This is a genomic window from Corynebacterium sp. ACRPO (genome assembly GCF_022347205.1).
Lineage (GTDB): Bacteria > Actinomycetota > Actinomycetes > Mycobacteriales > Mycobacteriaceae > Corynebacterium.
Genome location: NZ_JAKRNE010000023.1, coordinates 1 through 20,434 on the forward strand (window position 1 = coordinate 1; position 20,434 = coordinate 20,434).

17 protein-coding genes, 1 tRNA gene and 1 pseudogene are annotated in these 20,434 nt (G+C 57.6%); 7 read left to right on the forward strand and 12 right to left on the reverse strand.

What is annotated here, in order from left to right; all coding sequences use genetic code 11:
- The 3 genes and pseudogenes from MHY22_RS11085 to rpsA form a co-directional block, all read right to left on the reverse strand.
- Nucleotides 1–481, reverse strand: a pseudogene (locus MHY22_RS11085) (transposase); the annotation flags it as partial.
- A 104-nt stretch (nt 482–585) separates the two neighbouring features.
- Nucleotides 586–2,637: a glucose PTS transporter subunit IIA gene (locus tag MHY22_RS11090; protein ID WP_239279343.1), complete on the reverse strand. Its 2,052-nt coding sequence runs from the start codon at nt 2,635–2,637 to the stop codon at nt 586–588.
- A gap of 297 nt (nt 2,638–2,934) precedes the next feature.
- On the reverse strand, nt 2,935–4,395 hold the full coding sequence (rpsA, locus tag MHY22_RS11095) for a 30S ribosomal protein S1 (RefSeq protein ID WP_023021654.1): 1,461 nt from the start codon (nt 4,393–4,395) through the stop codon (nt 2,935–2,937).
- Nucleotides 4,396–4,646: 251 nt separating this feature from the next.
- Here rpsA and MHY22_RS11100 point away from each other — a divergent pair, with 251 nt between their 5' ends.
- Together MHY22_RS11100 and MHY22_RS11105 are read left to right on the forward strand one after the other, a co-directional pair.
- Entirely contained in the window at nt 4,647–5,378 is a 732-nt protein-coding gene (locus MHY22_RS11100; RefSeq protein WP_239279344.1) for a class I SAM-dependent methyltransferase, read from the forward strand.
- A 9-nt stretch (nt 5,379–5,387) separates the two neighbouring features.
- The gene (locus MHY22_RS11105) at nt 5,388–5,858 is read left to right on the forward strand and encodes an RDD family protein (protein ID WP_239279345.1); all 471 of its coding nucleotides are present in this window, start codon (nt 5,388–5,390) and stop codon (nt 5,856–5,858) included.
- Here the strand turns inward: MHY22_RS11105 and MHY22_RS11110 are convergent.
- The 3 genes from MHY22_RS11110 to polA form a co-directional block, all read right to left on the reverse strand.
- Complete coding sequence (locus MHY22_RS11110; RefSeq protein WP_239279346.1) at nt 5,822–6,178, reverse strand: hypothetical protein; 357 nt, start codon at nt 6,176–6,178, stop codon at nt 5,822–5,824. The two genes, MHY22_RS11105 and MHY22_RS11110, sit on opposite strands and share 37 nt — an antisense overlap.
- Nucleotides 6,179–6,253: 75 nt before the next feature.
- The gene (locus tag MHY22_RS11115; RefSeq protein WP_239279347.1) at nt 6,254–7,213 is read right to left on the reverse strand and encodes a DNA glycosylase AlkZ-like family protein; all 960 of its coding nucleotides are present in this window, start codon (nt 7,211–7,213) and stop codon (nt 6,254–6,256) included.
- Nucleotides 7,197–9,845 carry a DNA polymerase I gene (gene polA / locus MHY22_RS11120; RefSeq protein ID WP_239279348.1) on the reverse strand — a complete coding sequence of 883 codons (2,649 nt, stop codon included), beginning with the start codon at nt 9,843–9,845 and terminating at the stop codon, nt 7,197–7,199. The genes MHY22_RS11115 and polA overlap by 17 nt, the downstream gene beginning before the upstream one ends.
- Before the next feature lie 149 nt (nt 9,846–9,994).
- Between polA and MHY22_RS11125 the strand changes: the two genes are divergently transcribed.
- Nucleotides 9,995–10,068: transfer RNA gene (locus MHY22_RS11125), tRNA-Leu, on the forward strand.
- A 52-nt stretch (nt 10,069–10,120) separates the two neighbouring features.
- On the opposite strand, the gene MHY22_RS11130 is transcribed toward MHY22_RS11125, so the two are convergent.
- Complete coding sequence (locus MHY22_RS11130) at nt 10,121–12,304, reverse strand: LamG-like jellyroll fold domain-containing protein (protein ID WP_239279349.1); 2,184 nt, start codon at nt 12,302–12,304, stop codon at nt 10,121–10,123.
- 425 nt (nt 12,305–12,729) lie between these two features.
- Between MHY22_RS11130 and MHY22_RS11135 the strand changes: the two genes are divergently transcribed.
- The 4 genes from MHY22_RS11135 to MHY22_RS11150 are packed head-to-tail and all read left to right on the forward strand — an operon-like array spanning nt 12,730 to nt 16,163.
- Complete coding sequence (locus MHY22_RS11135) at nt 12,730–13,566, forward strand: DUF368 domain-containing protein (RefSeq protein ID WP_239279350.1); 837 nt, start codon at nt 12,730–12,732, stop codon at nt 13,564–13,566.
- Complete coding sequence (locus tag MHY22_RS11140) at nt 13,566–14,453, forward strand: ABC transporter substrate-binding protein (protein ID WP_239279351.1); 888 nt, start codon at nt 13,566–13,568, stop codon at nt 14,451–14,453. The genes MHY22_RS11135 and MHY22_RS11140 overlap by 1 nt, the downstream gene beginning before the upstream one ends.
- Nucleotides 14,446–15,399, forward strand: a complete 954-nt coding sequence (locus MHY22_RS11145; RefSeq protein ID WP_150851377.1) for an amino acid ABC transporter permease — start codon at nt 14,446–14,448, stop codon at nt 15,397–15,399. The genes MHY22_RS11140 and MHY22_RS11145 overlap by 8 nt, the downstream gene beginning before the upstream one ends.
- Entirely contained in the window at nt 15,399–16,163 is a 765-nt protein-coding gene (locus tag MHY22_RS11150; protein ID WP_005323289.1) for an amino acid ABC transporter ATP-binding protein, read from the forward strand. The genes MHY22_RS11145 and MHY22_RS11150 overlap by 1 nt, the downstream gene beginning before the upstream one ends.
- An 82-nt stretch (nt 16,164–16,245) precedes the next feature.
- On the opposite strand, the gene MHY22_RS11155 is transcribed toward MHY22_RS11150, so the two are convergent.
- The 5 genes from MHY22_RS11155 to MHY22_RS11175 are packed head-to-tail and all read right to left on the reverse strand — an operon-like array spanning nt 16,246 to nt 20,432.
- On the reverse strand, nt 16,246–16,989 hold the full coding sequence (locus MHY22_RS11155) for a sulfite exporter TauE/SafE family protein (RefSeq protein WP_239279352.1): 744 nt from the start codon (nt 16,987–16,989) through the stop codon (nt 16,246–16,248).
- On the reverse strand, nt 16,986–17,459 hold the full coding sequence (gene coaD, locus MHY22_RS11160) for a pantetheine-phosphate adenylyltransferase (RefSeq protein WP_239279353.1): 474 nt from the start codon (nt 17,457–17,459) through the stop codon (nt 16,986–16,988). Before coaD ends, MHY22_RS11155 begins: the two co-directional genes overlap by 4 nt.
- Nucleotides 17,460–17,485: 26 nt before the next feature.
- Entirely contained in the window at nt 17,486–18,067 is a 582-nt protein-coding gene (gene rsmD / locus MHY22_RS11165) for a 16S rRNA (guanine(966)-N(2))-methyltransferase RsmD (protein WP_239279354.1), read from the reverse strand.
- The gene (locus tag MHY22_RS11170; protein ID WP_005327804.1) at nt 18,068–18,280 is read right to left on the reverse strand and encodes a biotin/lipoyl-containing protein; all 213 of its coding nucleotides are present in this window, start codon (nt 18,278–18,280) and stop codon (nt 18,068–18,070) included.
- A gap of 19 nt (nt 18,281–18,299) precedes the next feature.
- On the reverse strand, nt 18,300–20,432 hold the full coding sequence (locus MHY22_RS11175; protein ID WP_239279355.1) for an ATP-dependent DNA helicase RecG: 2,133 nt from the start codon (nt 20,430–20,432) through the stop codon (nt 18,300–18,302).
- Nucleotides 20,433–20,434: the final 2 nt, after the last annotated feature.

Here is a 20,434-nt window from a genome sequence, read left to right on the forward strand (position 1 = left end):
AGGCGTGTCCCTGATTCCTCAAGTCCCGCAATTTTTTTAGATATGCGTTTTCCGCTTCCAACCGCGCGATCTGGCGACGCAGCTTCGCTTCCTCCGAGAGCGGCTTCGGCGTGACCGAGCCTTTGGGCCTGCCCTTCGGCTTCGGTTTTAGTGCCTCATCGCCACCATTACGCCATTTCCTCGACCATCCGCTGACCAGCTTCTCTGATGACAGGCCAAACTCGCGCGCAAGATTCATCGCTGTCTCACCAGAAAGGTGGCGTTGGACAACTTCCTTCTTGATTTCGAACGAATACTGCTGCTTAGTCGGTTTTTCCACAAGACATAGTCTGCCATGCAGTTTAAACCGACGATAGAGCATACGGGCGGCGTATTTGGAGACACCAAGAGCAGTAGCAGCGGCACGATAGCCTATGCCTTGCTCAAATAGTTCAACCAACTGCTCCCGCTGATGCTCACTCACCAAACTTCGGGCTCTCAATGAAAACTACTCCCCACTAATCGGAAACTGATTTCTCAGTCCAACTAATGGGGAGCAGTTCATTGATGCGGGGTTCCTCTGTCGCTATAGGTGTCAGCGTTTCTTTATTCCGCTGCTTCCTCCGGCTTCGGCGGAATGCGGAGCAAATCATCACTCGGGGTAACCTGGCCGGCTTCACCGGAGACCGCGCCGAATTTGGTGGCGTTAGTGACCACAACCGGAGTAATCAGGTTATAGCCCTTGGAACGGATGAAGTCTGGGTCAAAGCTAATCAACTTATCGCCCGCGGCAATACGTTGCTTCTTTTCCACATGAACTTCGAAGCCTTCGCCGCCCAGTTCCACGGTATCGAGGCCTACGTGGATGAGCAGTTGCACGCCATTGTCGAGGCTAAGGCCTACCGCATGGCCGGATTTTTGAACGGTGAGCACCTTGCCGTCGGCAGGCGCATAGACGGTAGTGCCAGTTGGCTGGACTGCCATGCCAGGCCCCAGCTTCGCGCCTGCGAAGATAGGATCCGGAACCTCTGAAAGGTCCACTGCCTCGCCCTCTAGAGGGGAATCCAACACGATGTCGTCCTTACCGGCCTGCTTGGCGGCTACACCAGTAGCAGCAGCGCCCGCAGCGCTGGCAGCAACGGCGCCACCCGCATTCGGGGACTCTCCCTTGTCGGCCTTGGCGGGCTTAAACTCCGAACGAGCAGCTACGTCATCCACAGATTCGCCCTGTTCGCGGGCGATGCGCTCCAAGTCTGCCTGCTTTTCTTCTGCTGTGCGGTAGCCGAAGAACAGGGTCAGGAAGAAAGAGGTAAGGAATGCAGCCGTAATACCAAGGGCGTAGCCCAGTTGCGGCGTCATAGCGCCGGTGGTCAATGCAGAGGTAAAGACGAAGGCCTCAGCGCGGACATCGAAGAGACCGATGATTGCGCCGCCTACCGCACAACCTGGCAGCAACCGGTAGTAGCTACGGCGGAAGCGCAACAAGATGCCGTAGAGGGAAGGCTCCGACACGCCACCAAGCATGCCCGCGGCGAAGGCACCAATAGAGACCTGGCGCATGGCATTGTTCTTCTCCCTGAAGGAGATAACCATGACCGCGCCCACGACGCCGAAGCAGGCGAAATTCCATGCGCCCATCGGCCCCTGGATGAAGTCGTAGCCGTAGGTTGCGATGTTCTGAATCATGATGACATTCAGCGGCCAGTGCAGGCCCATCGGAACGAGGAACGGGTACAGCAGCGGAATGACGATAGCCAGGATGAACGGCGAGAAATCATTGATTTGGTAAAGGACCCAGGAAATGCCATTGCCTACGCCAATGCCGAACGGGCCGAGCAGGAAGGCTGTTGCCGGAATCATGATGAGCAAGGAGAAGAACGGCACGAAGACCATATGAACTGCGCTCGGGATGATCTTCTTTAGCCCCTTTTCCACCCAGTACAGGCCGATTGCGGCCAAAATGGGCGGGAATACCTGGGAGCCATAGGAGTTGATGACCAGCGGCAGGCCAAACACGTTGACGGTATCGCCTTGCTCACCCAGCGACATAAATTCGGGGGTCAAAAGTGCTGCGGGAATAGCCGCGGAGACCCACATATTCGCACCTAGTTTTTGGGCCGCGGTGGCACCGACCATTACCGGCAGGAAGTAAAAGACCGACTGGTACATGGCGTGAGCCAAGCGGAAGCCTTCCGGCTGCTCCTCCAGCGGTGCACGGAAATCCTGGATGTGTGCCGTGTCCGCCAGGATGAGCAGCATGATGATGAGCGAGGCGCCGAGCAATGCCCACAGGACGGGGCGGAAAGTATCAGAAAGAAACTCGAAGCAGTAATCTACCCAGTCATACTTACCGCGAACACCGTCATACTCCTTCTTGGAGGACGCTTCTTTGTCGCCGGAAGCATGCACACCGGGCTGCTTGATGATCTCGTTGTAGTAGTCAGCAACGCCGCCGCCCATGACTACTTGGTAGCCGTGAGCGCCCTGGGGCACGGTTCCAAGCACCGCTGGTTCGCTATCGAGCTTTTCTTGGTCAACTTTCCCCGCATCGGCCAGTTGAAAGCGCAGGCGCGTAGCGCAGTGCGTCAGCGACGTGATGTTGTCGGCGCCGCCGATACTTTCAATGATGTGGGTGGAAGTGTCCTTGATAGATGCCACTTCTTACTCCTCAGTTCAAATACCACTTATAACCAGTACTGCACTGGCTATAACGTCAGGTTTGAGTATAAGAGGATTCCCACATGAACAAAAGCCCGTTTTGTGGACTTGCCAGGGAGTTTTTCCACTTGTCACTGCTTGTCCGCTGGTCAACCACCTAAAGGCGACGAACATCCCGGCAAACGATTGCACAAACTGTCTAAAAGATCACAAAAGCCGCGCCCACCCCATCTAGGTGATGAAGTGGGCGCGGCCGTGAGCCAAGCCTTCAGGCTTAGCGGAAACTAAGCGGAAGCTTTAGTTGCCAGCGAGCTTGTCGCGCAGTGCGGCGAGCTGCTCGTCGGAAGCCAGGGAGCCGCCAACCTCTGCCTGAGTCTCGGATGCCGGAGCTGCATCGGAGGAATCAGAGGAGTAGTTGGAGGACTCTGCAGACTCAGCAGCCTCAGCGGCTGCGGCGCGGTTGCGCTCGATCTGAGCGGTGTGCAAGTTGAAGCGACGCTCGGACTCTGCGTAGCGTGCCTCCCAAGCCTGACGCTGCTCGTCGAAGCCTTCCTTCCACTCGTTGGTCTCAGGGTCGAAGCCCTCAGGGAAGACGTAGTTGCCCTGCTCGTCGTAGGAGTCAGCCATGCCGTACTTGGACGGATCGAACTCTTCGGTGTAGTCCTCGTCTGCCTGCTTAACGGACAGGGAGATACGACGACGCTCGAGGTCGATGTCGATGACCTTGACCATAACTTCCTGGCCAACGGTGACAACCTGGTCCGGAACCTCGACGTGGCGCTGAGCCAGCTCGGAGATGTGAACCAGGCCCTCGATGCCCTCCTCGACGCGAACGAAGGCGCCGAACGGAACGAGCTTGGTGACCTTGCCCGGAACGATCTGGCCCACAGCGTGGGTGCGGGCGAATACGCGCCACGGATCTTCCTGGGTAGCCTTCAGGGACAGGGAAACGCGCTCGCGGTCCAGATCAACGTCCAGAACCTCAACGGTTACCTCGTCACCAACGGTGACAACCTCGGATGGGTGGTCGATGTGCTTCCAGGACAGCTCGGAAACGTGAACCAGGCCGTCGACACCGCCGAGATCGACGAAGGCGCCGAAGTTGACGATGGAGGAAACAACGCCCTTGCGGACCTGGCCCTTCTGCAGCTGGTGCAGGAACTCGGAGCGAACCTCGGACTGGGTCTGCTCGAGGTATGCACGGCGGGACAGGACAACGTTGTTGCGCTGCTTGTCCAGCTCGATGATCTTTGCTTCCAGCTCCTGGCCGATGTACGGCTCCAGGTCACGGACGCGACGCATCTCAACGAGGGATGCAGGCAGGAAGCCACGCAGGCCGATATCCAGGATGAGGCCGCCCTTGACAACCTCGATAACGGTACCGGTAACAGGCTCTTCCTTGGCCTGCAGCTCCTCGATGGCGCCCCATGCGCGCTCGTACTGTGCACGCTTCTTGGACAGGATCAGGCGACCTTCCTTGTCCTCCTTGGTGAGAACAAGTGCGTCAACCTCATCGCCGACCTCAACAACCTCGTCCGGGTTGACGTCGTGCTTGATGGACAGCTCGCGGGAAGGGATAACGCCTTCGGTTTTGTATCCGATGTCCAGCAGTACCTCGTCGTGGTCAACCTTGACGACGGTACCCTCGACAATGTCACCATCGTTGAAGTACTTGATGGTGGCGTCTACAGCTGCGAGGAAGTCCTCTGCGGTTCCGATATCGTTAATCGCAACCTGCGGGGTGTTAGAAGATGGCATATTGAAAAAATGCTCCGAATAAATGTAGGAAATCGAAATTGGACAACTGCGCGTCTCTCGAAAAAAGCTTGTTAAGCTGCGCAAATGCAGCTAAAAAGAGGAATATTCGATCCCGCCTCGTGATTGCTTAAAGCCTTCCTACAGGGACTTAGAACAACCCGTGGCATAGACACGCCCGTCCAACACTACATCTGTCCAGCTAAAAGGGCAAATACACGGACCAACTATTTCGCAAAGGAATTTCTCCCACCGTGACTTCCCCCTCGCACGCAAACCAGGCCTACTGGGATAGCGACGCCGCCAATTACCACGCCGAGCACCCCGACTACCTTTCTTCCTTTTACTGGTGCCCAGAAATGCTCCACGAAGACCAAGCACACTTGCTAGGCGACGTCTCGGCTTCCTCCGTACTCGAAATTGGCTGCGGCTCCGCCCCGTGTACCGAATGGCTCCAGACACGCGCGCACTTCGCCACCGGCTTCGATATCTCCCGCGGCATGCTCAACCACGCTGGACCCGGGCTCCCCTTAACCCAGGCCGATGCACTCTCACTGCCCTACGCGACGGGCTCTTTCGACGCAGCCTTCTCGGCGTTCGGCGCCTTCCCTTTTCTTGCCAACCTTGATTTAGCCCTAAGTGAAGTCTCCCGTGTCCTCAAACCTGGCGGTCGGTTCGTACTCTCGGTCAACCACCCCATGCGCTGGATATTCCCTGATGATCCCACCGATCTGACGGCCGATATCAGCTATTTCGATCGCGCCTATCTGGAGCAAGACCGCGATGGCAACCTGACCTATGCGGAATTTCATCGCACTATCGCGGATTGGTTTCAGGCATTACAGGGCGAAGGCCCTTTCCTAATCGAGGACATTATCGAGCCCGAATGGCCTAAAGATCTCACCACCACTTGGGGCCAATGGTCGCCAAAGCGAGGCGAAATCTTTCCCGGCACCATTATTTTCGTCTGCCGAAATTGCCGCTAACCTATGGGCATGTTTCTGGATCGAATTGGCCTACTCCTACGCCGCGGCCTCGCATGGTGGATCGACGCCTTCCTGGCAGCGGCCGTCATCGTTGTGGCGCGCTGGGCCATTAATGCGCTTGCCGACGCCCCCTTAACCGGCCACGCCCTGGAAATTTACAACGCTGTGGCCCTCGCCCTAGTCTTCTACGCCTACCGCGTATGGGCCGAGGCCACGAAGACAACTTCGCTGGGAAAATGGTCACTCAAGCTGGAGATCCTCGCTACCCACCCCGGATGGCGCGCAGCCTGCCTCCGCAATTCCTGGCTGCTACTCTCCCTGCTCACGCTGACAGGATTGCCGTTCATCATGCCGCTACTACTAGGCGTTTTGAGCGTCTGCGTCCCCGCCTTCGGCCAAACCCCTTTTGACATGCTGGCCAATTGCCTAGTCGAGCGCCGAGCTCAGATGGACACGCCTTCTTTTCGCGGCACCAAGTAATACAGGAGCGCAAGGACTACCAGGACAGCGAACATCCAGGAAGATGGGAAGAGGAATGCTAGTGCCGTAGCTACCACCATCACCGCGGCGGCCGTTAGTCTTCTGACCTTCGGGTTGGGCGCCACGCGGGCGACGGTCATGGCGGCCACAACATACGACACCGCAATAATTCCGTACCCGATGGCATAGGCCTTATGTTCTGCAAGAAACCGTTCAAGCCCGAGCTCAGCAATATCGATGGCTAGAAAGTTTACCTGAATGGCCCAAAGGCTTTCAAAGACACGGAGGGTCCACTTACTCGTCTTCTTGTCTAACGACACTGCGGGGTTATTCCCTTCTTAGTTTCTAGACGAACACTCATAATTTTTTCCGCACAGAAAACGCTACCTAAAAACTTAGTTCGCATCCCGCCACATTCTCTTTACCTTCTGTTGGGCATACCCGGGCATGCCCAAATCCTCGATGGTTTGCTTATTCCACGTTCCACGGACCTGTCCATCCACCACGATGGCGCGGCGAAATACCCCGCGGTTTCCAGGAACAAGTACCTCGTGGACTTCCTTAGTCATCGCAAAAAGACGGTCTTTATAACCCAAGATGTACTCGTCAAATGCTCCCAACAGCAATACCGATTGCCTCTTTCGTGCTTCGGTCACTTCCACTATCTCAGCCGACACAAGATCCTGGGAATCTTCGCCGCAGCGCATGATGTCCGGCGGGAGGTTCTCGGCAGCGGGCCGGATCAGTCTTTGTGGGAGCTTTGTCCACCAAGAAAAGTCGTGCAACGTGGCGGGACCGTGAGTGCGGAAGTACCGGGTCATCAGCTCCGCGGTCGCCGCTACTGTATCACCATTGAAGGTCTCCTCTAGCCCCGGCAGATCCACCGGTGTGATGAGCTGATCGGCTCCGGAATAGACGGCGTGACCGCCTTCCATTGCTACACGCACAACATGCCAGAAAGGAACATCGGGCAACGCCGCGGAAGCCCGCTCTTTGAGTTCTGCGCGCGAAAGCGGCCGCTCGATGAGTCTGTTTACCTCCGGCCGCAGCTCGGCATCACCCTTGCACTCCTTGGCGCAGAGTTCAGTTATCCAGCCTATGTCCTTGATGGAAGCCGCGAAGAGAGTATTGCGCATGGGATACCCACGCACAATGTTTCCAGCATCCGAATGGTCTTTTGTCCGCAAAGCCAGTGACCGGCGCACCGAATGCAGGTCTTGGCCTTGCATGACGCTGAAGGCGCGGGCCGCCTCCTCAGCACTCTCCCACCGCTTCAGGGTTAGGCCCTGAGAGGCGAGCCTCAAGCGCGCTTTTTCCCGGCGGGAGAAAGTAACCGAGCTAGTGGGCTGCGGCATCCCAATCCTTGCCAGCACCGGCGGAAACCTCTAGCGGCACGTTCAGCTCGATGGCAGAGTCCATCTCACGCTCGAGAATCTCTCGAACCGTGTCGGCCTCACCGGGGGCGACTTCAACTACCAATTCATCATGCACCTGCAGCAGCACGCGAGAATTCATCCCTTGCAGTGCGCGGTCCACGCGAATCATCGCCACCTTAATAATGTCAGCGGCAGTGCCCTGAATCGGCGCATTAAGTGCTGCGCGCTCCGCGTTCTCGCGTGCTAGGCGGTTATCGGAGTTGAGCTCTGGCAAGTAGCGGCGACGGCCAAAGAGCGTTGCCGTGTAGCCATCCTTGCGGGCTTGGACCACGACTTCATCGAGGTACTTCTTCACGCCGCCAAAGCGCTCAAAGTAGCTTTCCATAATGGACTTTGCCTCCCCTGCCGGAATGCCCAATTGCTGGGATAGGCCGAAAGCAGAAAGTCCGTATACCAACCCATAAGACATGGCCTTAACCCGGCGGCGCAGCTCGGCTGTCACTTGGTCAACGGGAACGTCAAAGACTCGAGAACCAACATAGTTGTGCAGGTCTTCGCCTTCCTTGTAGGCCTCGATGAGGCCCGGGTCAGCGGAGAGGTGCGCCATGACACGCATTTCAATCTGCGAGTAGTCCGCGGTCATGAGTTCATCGAAGCCATTGCCCACAATGAAGGCAGAACGGATCTGGCGGCCGGCCTCCGTACGCACAGGAATGTTTTGCAGGTTGGGTTCGGTGGATGACAAGCGGCCGGTAGAGGCCACGGTTTGGTTAAACGTGGTGTGAATGCGGCCGTCGGGCTGGACAGTTTTGATAAGCCCTTCCAATGTCGTCTTCATCTTCTGGTACTCGCGGTGTGCCAAGAGGTGATCCAGGAAGGGATGGGGGTTCTTGGCCGCAAGCTGTTCAATCTCCTTGGCCGCGGTGGAATAGCCCGTCTTCGTCTTCTTGGTCTTGGGCAGCTCAAAGGTCTCAAAGAGTACGGTTTGCAGCTGCTTCGGCGAGTTAAGGTTGAGCTTGTCATCGCCTGCAAGCTCGCGGGCGGCGCGCTCTTGTTCTGCAACCTGCTCTACAAAGGCATCCTTTTGCGTTTCGAGAATGTCAACGTCCACGGCGATTCCGGTAGCCTCCATGCGCGCCAGAATGGTTACCAGCGGCAGCTCGAGGTCGGTATAGAGCTCGAAAGAGTCAATCTCCTGCAGCTCCGCAGTGAGCCGTTCTGCCAGCTCCATAATTGCCGCGGCCTGGTCCACTAGAGAGGAATTATCCAAAAGGGACAGCTGCTCCGTGGCGGCGCCGAGGGTCTTTTGGAGGTGGCGCTGGTAGACGTCGGCAAGCGCATAAGTGCGCTGACCAGGGCGAAGCAGGTAGGCAGCAAGGGCCGTGTCATGAGCGATGCCGGCAAGCTCAATACCGCGGCCGGCAAGCATATGGAAAGCGGCCTTCGCTTCGTGGAAATACTTCGGCGCATCGGAGGCCAACCACTGTGCAAGGGCCTTATCGTCCTCGGCAGTAAGATCGCCCAGCTCCACTTGCAGGCCGTGGCGTTCTTGGTCCACGAAAGCAATCGCCGAAGCATCACCCTGCCCCGGGTTTCCCTCGCCTTGGACATAAACTGCAACGTGCTTACGGCCAGGCAGCCACTGAGACAATGGCTCATCGTCGATGACTGTTTCTAGCTCTTGGACTTCCTCAGCTTGCTGCGCTGCCTCAGCACCATCATTGGGAATGGCGGCGAGTACACGATCGCGCAGGTTGGTACCGAACTCTAGGTCATCGAACTTGGCGGCAACGTCGGCGACCTTGGCTTCCTTAAAGGCCAAGTCATCTGGACCGACCTCTAGGTCCATGTCCGTGATCATCTGGGTGAGTTTCCGGTTCATCTGCACCTGCTCGATGCGCTCGCGGAAGTTATTGCCCACCACGCCCTTAATTTCCTCGGCGTGCTCTACCAAGGATGCCAAGTCTCCATACTTGACTATCCACTTGGTGGCCGTCTTCTCGCCCACCTTTGGGATGCCCGGCAAATTATCAGAAGGATCGCCACGCAGCGCGGCAAAGTCCGGGTATTGCGCGGGGGTGAGACCGTACTTCTCTTCTACCGCGGAAGGGGTAAAGCGGTGGAGCGTGGATACGCCCTTCATCGGATAGAGCACCGTCGTAGACTCATTAACCAACTGCAGGTAGTCACGGTCACCGGTAACGATGAGGGTCTCATAGTCCTGCGCCTCGGTAGCAAGGGTAGCCAGAATGTCATCGGCCTCGAAGTTCTCCCGAGAGAGGGTGGTAATTCCCAGTACCTCGAGCACCTCGCGAATGAGGTCTACCTGACCCTTGAATTCCTCCGGCGCAGCCTCGCGCTGGGCCTTATAGTCCGGGAACATCTCAGTGCGGAAGGTCTTGCGCCCCACGTCGAATGCCACCGCAATGGCGTCGGGGGTCTCTTCCGCCACGATATTAGAGAGCATCGATAAGAAGCCATACACGGCATTAGTGTGCTGACCTCCTGAGGTGGAGAAATTATCCACCGGCAGGGCATAGAAGGCACGAAAGGCCATAGAGTGGCCGTCAATGAGCAGAAGTCGAGGCTGATTAGTAGTCACCTGCCCCATCCTAGAGAAGCCCCCCGACATCCGAACACCCCGGTGTAGATATTGTGGATGACGTGGGCATTCCCCCACTGCCCCTACCCAATTAGGAATTCGCCTAGTGCCTGCGCTACTATTTTCACAGTCAAAGGCAATCCGCCTTTACACTGTGCGCCCCTGTAGCCCAATTGGCAGAGGCAACGGATTCAAAACCCGTCCAGTGTGAGTTCGAGTCTCACCAGGGGCACAACGAGATAAGACCTCGGTTTCCACTAAGTCAGGAAACCGAGGTCTTTGCTTTAGCCCAGTTCAGGCAGCGTTGGCAGGTGGTACTTGCGTAGCGCTGCGTTGATCTGCGGGATGGAAGCCTTCAGCTGCGGTAATGCTAGACCAATGAGTCCGGCCACGCCTGCGATGCCGAGGATTGCTCCGAAGATGGCGGGCTTGGAGCTCGCGCCGCTGCTCGATGCGGAGCTCCCCGTGGCAGGTTGCGTGGTATCGGCCGGCTTGCCGGAATCATGCGCACGGGCGGTAAGCCATTCCTCCTTGCCCAGAACTCCTTGGGTCAGTCGGGTTTCACCAAGCCAGCCGTACCAGGGGTCCTGCGGGCGCTGATTATCAAAGCCACCGCCCATGACCCACTGCAGGTCGCGCGGGAGAAGGCCTTCGGCGCCTACCGCGTTGCGTAAGATAGGCGCGCCGTTGATGAACATCTCCACGCTATCGCGCTCCGGATCATTGACCACGGCGATGTGCATCCACTCGTCCTTGGGCACCTCGTGGGACCATACTGTAGAACCGCTTCCCTGCTTCGGCTCCGCCCACCAGCGCAGCTCGCGGAGATTGGAGATACCAAACATGACGGTGGGATCCGTGTCTTCGGAGCCGTCCACCAGCTTGTTGATGGCAGAGTCGCGGCTAAGCGCACTTCCCCAGCCATGCTGGGCACCATTGAAGTCTTTAGGAATCTTGACGAAGGATTCGAAGGTATACCCCTTGGTGGTATCGACGCTATTGGCTGCCGCGCCCTTATCGGTGCGGAACTCGGCATTGCCTACCTTGCCGGCAGGGTCGGACCAGAAGAGGGATCCGGCATCAGAGGACAGCGGGTGGTGATCGGAGCTATAGGTCACCCGATCACCTAGCATGGCGCCAGAACGATGCAGGTCGCTGCCGGAATCGCTGGCAATATCGGGGATGGTGGTGCCACGGCCGGCAGGGGCGCCGTCGGCAAGCGCATGCCCGTCCTTGTCCTGGGCCTGGCCCGGGCGCCAGTGGAATACCGTGCGATCATTCTTGGCAAAGTCATCCGCGCCCTTGGGCAGCTCATCCTCCGCGATGGTATAGGGCCTATAGCCTTCCGCGGCGATGTCGCGCGCACGCTGCGCCAGGTCCGGCTGGTGGCCCTCACCCACGGTGAAATCCGGGGAAAAGGAGGAAAAACGCTGCTCAAAGTCGAACGGAATGGCGTAGCTATCGCCCTTACCATCCAGGGTGAGCTTGTCGAACTGCGTCAGCTCCTCGTGCGGCTTCTGCGCCACCCACGGAGAGAGCGCGGTCATCTCCAGCTGCTTGCCGGAAAGGTCGAACTCGAGCACGCCTAGCAATCCATTGCCACCCTGATAGGCCATTTGATAGTCCTGCAAGATGGAAACGACGTCATGGCCGGCATCGTTTTTGTCCACGCGGTAGCCCGCACCGTGGTGGTGGCCGCCCATCACCAGGAAGATCTGGTCGTTGCGCTTGATGAACTTATCCCATAGGCCCTTGCCATAGTCATCGGAATAGAAAACGTTGCCCTCGCCATCGATATTGAGGGCTTCGTGCGTCGTGACGATGACGGGGAGGTTGGGGTGCTTATCGATGATGCCTTGCGCCCACTCAATGGCTTTTTCATCGGCGCGCCAGCCCAGCGCAAGGTTGAGGTACTTCTGACCCTCAGCCTCAAAGATGTGAGCCTCGGAGTCATTATTGACCGCAGTGTAGCGCTCTTGGAAGGTCTCCGGGTTTGCGGCCTTGGCGCGATCGGCGCTAAACCACTTGTCATACGGGTGGGCCGCCGCCCCCTCGACGTCCATGTCGTGATTGCCGGGCAGGATGGAGTAGTTCAGATCCGAGTCGTCGAGGACCTGCATGGCCTTATCGGCTACCTGCCATTCGCCCTCCACGTTCCACTGGTCGACGACATCGCCTAAGTGGGTGACGAAGTCCATGTTCAGCTCGTCTTGGTGGTCTACCAACCATTGAGTTTGGGCCAAGTAGGGTTCGCTTCCGTAGCGAGCTTGGGCCAAGTTGCCCGTCTCCGGGGTGGAATAGCGCGAATAGAACTGGGTATCCGGTAAGACGCCGATGCTGAAACGAGAGCCCTCGCTTGGCGACGCCCCCTCGGCCCCAACCTCCGCAGCGCTTGCGGCCGGTACAACAATGAGGTTTCCCACCACCGCGGTTGCAGTTAGCGCAGGCAGGACGAAACGATTTTTCATAGAGAGTCCTTTAAGAATGGAAAGGAATGCTTGCTCAGGGAAGATGGCGGGAATACGCAAGGGATTCTAGGACGTGAAGCTTTCAGCTAGTTGAAGCCCGCGTAAACAGGAGACTGAATAATGGGAAACTTATGGTTGCCTCTGGAAGAGACATCTTCTCGTGTGAGATTCCGTATAACCTGCCCCAAACTGCATAGTTGCATTGGGGTGCATTAAACTGACAGAATATTCATGAATGCGGTTTTACCTCTACGGTTAGGGAGAAGACCCTCCCCTAGCGCGGCAGGTAGATCACCGCCCTCTAATGAAAGATATGCATTACGATTCACAGTGGTTCGCCTAGCCTCCCACTTCGGCACTTTTCTGCTGCCTTGCTAGGCCAGTCGCCCTCCGCACCAGCCCCCTCCCAGGTAGATTTTTATTTTATGCAGTACATTTTGAACGCTATCCGCGGCGCCCTCATCGGCATGGCCGAGCTCGTACCCGGCATCTCCGGTGGCACCGTGGCGCTCATCGTGGGCATTTATGAACGCGCAGTCCACAACGCCAACAATCTCATCTCCGGCCGCTTCAAGAAGGTGGAATGGAGCTTCCTCATCTCCGTAGCGATCGGCATGTTCATCGCCGTCTTCGGAATGTCCACCGTGCTTTCTAACTTCGTAGATAATCACGTATCGGCTTCCGGAGCGCTCTTTTTGGGCATGGTTGCCGTGTCCATTTTTGTACCGCTATCCATGCTTTCTAAGCAGGAGAGGCTACGCCCCTCGTCCATCATCGCGTTCGTCGTTGCCACGATTGCCATCTTCTTTATCACCGGATTCACCTCCGAACCGCACGAGAACCCCAGCCTTATTGTGGTCTTCTTCGCCGCCGCCATCGCGGTATGCGCACTCATCCTGCCTGGCATCTCCGGCTCGCTCATCCTGCTGACCATGGGCCTCTACCAGCCCATCATTGGTGCCGTTTCAGATCGTGACCTAGGCACTATCGCCGTTTTCGCGCTGGGTGCCCTGTGTGGTCTTGCGGCGTTTATCAAGGTATTGAACTTCCTGCTGGATCACCACCGCGCCCCTACGCTGATGACTATGGCAGGTTTCATGCTCGGTTCTCTGCGCGCACTGTGGCCCTGGGGAGCTGACCAAGATGCCTCTAGCGGCATCATCATCGGCATGTTCATCCTCGGTGCACTCATCGTCTCCGCCTTCATCTTCGTAGATATGAAGAAGGCCCGCGCTATAGATGAAAGGACGGCGCAAAAATAATGCCGCGCTCGTTTTCTCGCCGCGCAACTATCGCCGCGGTCCTCGTCCCCACGCTGAGCCTGGGCGCCTGCGTCACCAACGAGGAAGATTCCACTCCGGACGGCTGGGAAGAACCCCATTCCGCAATGGTGCCGGAAATTGCCGCCATGTATGACGACAACGATGGCGTCCTCACTGCCGGTACTAACCCGCCCTATGCCCCATTTCAGCTTAAGGATTCCCACGGGGCGCTCCAGGGCGTTGAACTCGATCTTGCTCGCGCCGTTGCCGGTGTCTTGGGACTCGATTTCCAGCCCATGGAACAGGACTTCTCCATGATCTTGCCCGCCGTGCAATCGGGCCAGATTGATATGGGCGCATCCGGGTTCACGGATAATCCCGAGCGCCGCAATGAATTCGACTTTGTAGATCACCTCTACGCCGGCATCCAGTGGGCCGAGCGAGTAGATGGACCTAAGAAGGTTGACCCGGATAATCCTTGCGGCTTGACCGTTGCGGTGCAGCGCACCACGGTATCTGAAACCGACGATGTGCGCCCCAAGAAGGATGCGTGCAACGGCGATCTCACTGTCTTGTCTTATGACACCGGTGACAACGCCGCGCTGGCGGTCCTTATGGGACGCGCAGATGCCCTGTCCGCAGACTCCCCAGTAACGGCGTGGGCTGTCAATCGCTCCGAGGGAAAGATGCGGCAGGTAGGCGATATGTTCCAAGCATCGCCCTATGGCTTTGCCGTACCCAAGGATTCCGATTTGGGCAAGGCCTCTGCCGCGGCACTGCAACACCTCATCGAAACCGGTGAGTATGCAGAAATTTTGTCCCGCTGGGGCATCGAGGATGGCTTAATAGACCAGGCAATGATTAATGAAAGGCCGATCAATGGTTAATGAAAATGCGGCGACGCCAGCTACGGCAGAGCCTAAGGAAAAGCCCGCCAAAATCGAAGCGCGGCCTCTACGCCACCCGTGGCGCTGGGTATTCGCCGGCCTGCTTATCGTGCTCGGCGTGTGGTTCATCATCGCCTCCGCCCGCAACGAGGCTTTTGGCTGGGACACCTACTTCCAGTATCTCTTTGATAAGCGCATTGCGCTTGCCTCCCTGCACACCATTGCCATCACCATTTTGTCAATGATCATCGGCGTTGTGGGTGGTGCCATCCTTGCGGTTATGCGCATGTCCCCGAACCCGGTGCTGCGCAGCGTTTCCTGGATATTCCTCTGGGTCTTCCGCGGCACGCCGATCTATGTGCAGCTGGTGTTCTGGGGACTGCTCTCCGCCATCTACCAATCCATCAACTTGGGCTTTACCGAGGTGTCTTTGCAGACGATCCTCACCAACGCCTTCTTCCTTGCGGTGATGGGACTGGGCCTTAATGAAGCTGCCTATATGGCCGAGATCGTGCGCTCCGGTATCACCTCCGTTCCCGAGGGCCAGAAGGAAGCTTCCAAGGCACTGGGCATGTCCTGGTGGATGACCATGCGCCGCACCGTCCTTCCGCAGGCCATGCGCATTATCATTCCGCCCACAGGCAATGAGTTCATTTCTCTGCTCAAGACCTCTTCCCTCGTGGTGGCCATTCCTTATACCGAGGAAATCTTCGGCCGTTCCACGGATATTTCCGCCGCCCTCTTCCAGCCCATCCCGCTGTTGCTGGTCGCAGCGTCCTGGTACCTCGTAGTTACGTCCCTGCTGATGGTGGGTCAGTACTTCCTGGAGCGCCGCTTTGAGCGCGGTGCGACCCGCGAACTTACTGGCCGCCAACTTGCTGCGCTGGCAGACGCTGAAGGCACTATTCCCCGCAACGTATCCGTGATTTCGGAGGCTAAAAACTAATGGCTACTCCCATGATTTCCGCCCAGAACGTCCATAAGTCCTTCGGACAACTCGAGGTCCTCAAAGGCATTGACCTTGAGGTCCAGCCCGGCGAAGTGGCCTGCCTACTAGGCCCCTCGGGCTCCGGCAAGTCCACCTTTCTGCGCTGCGTTAACCACCTTGATAAGGCGACGGCGGGCCGACTCTACGTCGACGGCGAGCTGATTGGCTACCGCGAAAAGAACGGCACCCTGTATGAGATCAGCGAGAAGGAAGCCGCAGAACAGCGCTCCGATATCGGCATGGTCTTTCAGTCTTTTAACCTTTTCCCCCACCGCACGGTGATTGAGAACATCATTGAGGCACCGGTGCAGGTGAAAAAGATTCCGGAAGAGACCGCCCGCGCCCGCGCTATGGAGCTGTTGGAGGACGTTGGACTTGCTTCCAAGGCCAATAACTACCCGGTACAGCTCTCCGGCGGCCAGCAGCAGCGCGTGGCCATCGCTCGTGCGGTGGCTATGGATCCTAAGCTTATGCTTTTCGACGAACCTACGTCCGCCCTCGATCCAGAGCTCGTCGGCGAAGTGCTGCGCGTTATGAAGGACCTCGCGGCCGAAGGCATGACCATGCTCGTAGTCACCCATGAGATGGGTTTTGCGCGCGAGGTAGCCGATAAGGTCTTCTTCATGGATGGCGGCGTGGTCATTGAGTCCGGCAGCCCTGCTGAGGTGCTGGATAACCCGCAACAGCCACGCACCAAGGACTTTTTGGCTTCGTTGCTATAACCCCCACTACACTCCAAAGAGTACCTTCAGCCCGCCCGTCTTCCGCGAAGAGGACCGGCGGGCTTTGCCGTGGCTCACTCGCCTACGAAAGCGTCAAAATGCCCCGAATCAGTGCGCTGGCCGCGCCCAACCCGGCAACGCTGAGCGAGAGCACGCGGGCCTTTTCTCGTGGAACACGCCGAGCAATGCGGGTGCCGGCCCAAATGCCGACGAACATACCTAAGACTCCGGCGGGCCACATCACCCAAGGCAGACCATCAAAGTGGGCCGCACCAGTTAGCGTCTTGGTCATCACGGAAAAGAATCCGCCTACGACAAAAATCGGCTGCAGCGTAGCTGCGTAGACATGTTGGGGCCACTTTGCCGCCTGGGCGTAGACGGTAATAACCGGGCCGGCCACGCCCGCCAAGGTATTGGTAAAGCCGCCGAGAATACCCGCGGAGATGGCAGGGCCTTTGCCCTCCATCGGCGGGACAAACTTCTTTCCAAATGTCACTACGGCTAATGCAGCCAGAAGCGCAGCGCCCACCACGATCATGAGCCCTGCCGTGTCCATGCGCCTAATGAGCAGCGCCGCGGCCAAGGAGCCAATCACCATAACTGGGGCGATCAGGCCGAACTTTTTCCAGCTCACATTTTCACGCACGGAATAGGTGGTCAGAATCGCATTTATGCAGGCCAGAACGTTGATCACCAGGATACCTTCGACCGGCCCCATAATGAGCATGAGGATGGGACCGCCGATGAGACCGAGCCCCATTCCGGATACCCGTTGCAGAGTCGAACCAACGACAACGACGAGGAAAATAATCAGCGCGAGGCTCACTGACGGTATTTCTCCTTTACGGCACGACCTACAGGCTCGGGGAACATCCCCGTCACGTCGCCGCCAAACTTGGCTACCTGCTTACACAGCGAAGAGCTGATATAGCCGTACTTCTCGTCCGTGAGTAGGAAGACAGTATCGATACCGGAAAGGCGCCGGTTCATCTGCGCCATGGGCAGCTCATATTCATAATCCAGTGAGCTACGCAGTCCCTTCACTAGGACGTCTGCCCCATGCTTCGTGGTGTAATCCACCAACAGCCCGGAACAATAATCCACTTTGATGGAAGAATCCACGCTCTGGCGGATAAGTTCCATACGCTCCTCCACGCTAAAGAGTCCTGAGGGCTTGTCGGGATTACCGGTTACCAACACGGTGACCTCATCAAACATCTGGTTAGCGCGATTGATGATATCGACGTGACCTAAGGTGACGGGGTCGAAGGATCCAGGGCAGACGGCCTTAGTCATGCTACTTTCGCTTTCTTTTCAGGGGTTTAGCTTTCGGCGTCTTCGCTGCCGGGACGGGTATAAACCGCCATATCCATGCGTGCGATGCCAAAGGTGCGCTTCTTAAGCTTTTGGCCGGTGGGCTCAAACCCGGCAGGCCACACAGTATCCGCGGAATCAACGTGGCGCTCAATTACTACCATTGCGCGGTCAGTAAGCACCGGTTCGATGGCAGCAATGAGTTCATCCACCTCATCAAAGGCATAGGGCGGGTCCGCCAGCACCAGATCGAAGTGCTTGCGCGGGGCACTGGCCAGGTAGGTGCCTACCTTCATCTCTTGTACTCGAACGCCGGGATGCTTGACGACGCCCATGTTATGCCGGATGATCTTTACCGCATCGGCCGAAGATTCCACCAGTACTGCTTCCTCTGCCCCTCGGCTCGCCGCCTCTAGGCCTAGGGCACCAGAGCCGGCAAAAAGGTCGAGCACCGAAGATCCAGCAAAGCCCCACCGTGCAGTGAGGGATGAAAACAGCCCTTCGCGGGCGCGATCTGCGGTAGGCCGAGTTCCTTCTGCGGGCACTTTAATGGTGCGGCCGCGGGCTTCGCCGGCAATAATGCGCGTCATTTATGCTTCTCCAATCTCCATCAAAAGGTCTCCGCCCACCACATCACTAAAGTCAGAGACCACAATACGGTGGACCTTTCCTGGTCCCGGGCTTTCTACGGGAGCCTCGAGCTTCGTGGCTTCGACAGTCGCAAGCGGGACTCCGGTATCAACAGTGTCTCCCACATTCACATGGCAGCGGACGATGCCCGCGAAGGGGGCGTAAATTTTCATGCTTCTAGGTTAACCCGTCTTAGTTCTTCTCCAAGTATTCCTGTTCGCTTTCGCTCAAATTGCGCGTGAGTTCCTCAGCCAACTCGGGATTGCGCATCACCATGGCACGCGCATCCGTGTGGGTGCGCTCCACAATGTCTTGGTCATCCGCCAAGTTCAGTAGCCGCAATGTGCGGTGCGTTCCGGACTGCATGGTGCCCAAAATGTCTCCCTCCTGGCGCTGGCGCAAGTCAAGCTCGGCTAGCTCAAAACCAGAGGAGGTTTGGGCAATTTGATTGATGCGGCGGAAAGACGGAGTGTTATCGGCTGCCGTGGTGTGCAAAAGGCAGATGGAGGCATTGCCGCCTCGTCCCACGCGCCCGCGCAACTGGTGCAACTGGGAAACGCCGAAATGCTCGGACTCGCGGATAAGCATCACCGTGGCATTGGGAACATCTACGCCCACCTCGATGACCGTGGTAGAGACCAAGATATCGATCTCTCCCCTGGCAAATGACGTCATTACCTCGTCTTTGTTGGGCATCTTTCCATGCAAGATGGCTACCCGCAGTCCCTTGAAGGGACCGTTTTCTAGCTGCTGTGCAAGCTCTAGCACTCCGCCTTTGCCTTCAATGCGCGGGCAGACGATATAGGCCTGATGGCCGTGGGCAACCTCCTCGCGTATCCGCTCGAGTGCGCGAAGCACCCAGGTCGGCCGCCACTCGGCCACCACTGCTGACTGAATAGGTTTGCGACCACCGGGCAGCTCTGTCAGCGTTGATACGGCGAGGTCACCAAAGACGGTCATCGCAATGGTGCGCGGAATCGGTGTTGCTGTCATCACCAGCACGTGGGGGCTGAGGCCTTCACGTGCCTTTAACCGCAGGCTATCGCGCTGCTCTACACCGAACCGGTGTTGCTCATCTACGACAACCAATCCAAGGTTAAAGAACTCCACGGTGTCTTGGATAATCGCATGGGTTCCAATGATGATGTCCGCGTCACCGGAGACAATATCCAATAAAGCCTGCCGCTTGTCCGCCGTTCGCATGGAGCCGGTCAGGAGTACGACCTTGACGCCTTCGGGAACCGAGGTCCCAATGGAGGCAGCGTGTTGGGAGGCGAGTACTTCCGTCGGCGCCAGCAGTGCGGCCTGCGTTCCTGCGTCGACAGCCTGCAGCATAGCGCAGGTAGCCACCATGGTTTTGCCTGAGCCAACCTCGCCTTGCAGCAACCTCATCATGGGCAGCGGACGAGCCAGATCGTCTTCGATCTCGCTAATGACGCGACGCTGCCCTTCGGTCAGATCAAAGGGCAGATGGCTCAGCAATTCTTCGCGATAGCCGCCTAGGGTGGCCGGCATGGTAGAAGCGGTCCGGGCTTCGGCATCTCGCTGGCGCAATGCCATCACCAAACCTATGGACAGCGCCTCGTTGTATTTTAGCCGCTGAATCGCACGGTACGGGCCCGCTTTCCCGGGCTCGTGGATTTCCCGCACTGCCTTATCGAGGCTGATGATCATCTGATAATCCAGCGGTTCCGCAATCGGCGGAGTCTTAGATAGGACGTAGTGGATGGCGCCCATGATGTACCACGAGGTCACCTTGGACGTGGCCGGGTACACCGGTATCCATTCACGTTCCAAGAGGAGCTGGTCGAGCCTGCCAAACTGCGACAGGTTCCGCAGCGAGCCGGTGGCTTTTGGGCGTTGCTTCTTGCCGGATTCGGCCGCTGGCTGGCGGTAATCATCCAGTTCGCCATCGGGGCGGCCAAACGCATCGATCTCTACAAAGTCCGGCTGCTGCAACTGCGGCTGGTTGCGAAAGAACTTAAGCTTGCCGCTCATCATGACGCGCTGTCCGCGGTGCAACATCCGCATCACGTAATTGGCATTGAAAAAAGTCGCAACGATGCTGCCATCGAGCTGCACATTGATGATGGTGGTCTTGCCCGAGTCATGGCGGGTGAATCCGGTAATGGTTCCGGTAACCGTGACGATATCGCCCTCCGCAGCGTCTCCTAGGCCGACGTCCTTGTTGTGGCGGATATAGTCTCGGGGATAGTGAGCTAAGAGCTCGCCGCAGGTCTCATACCCCAGCGCTTTGGTAATCTTCGCGGCGTCCTTCGCCGCAAGCACCTCTGTCAAAGGGCGGTTGTCCTGCCAGCCGAGCATTG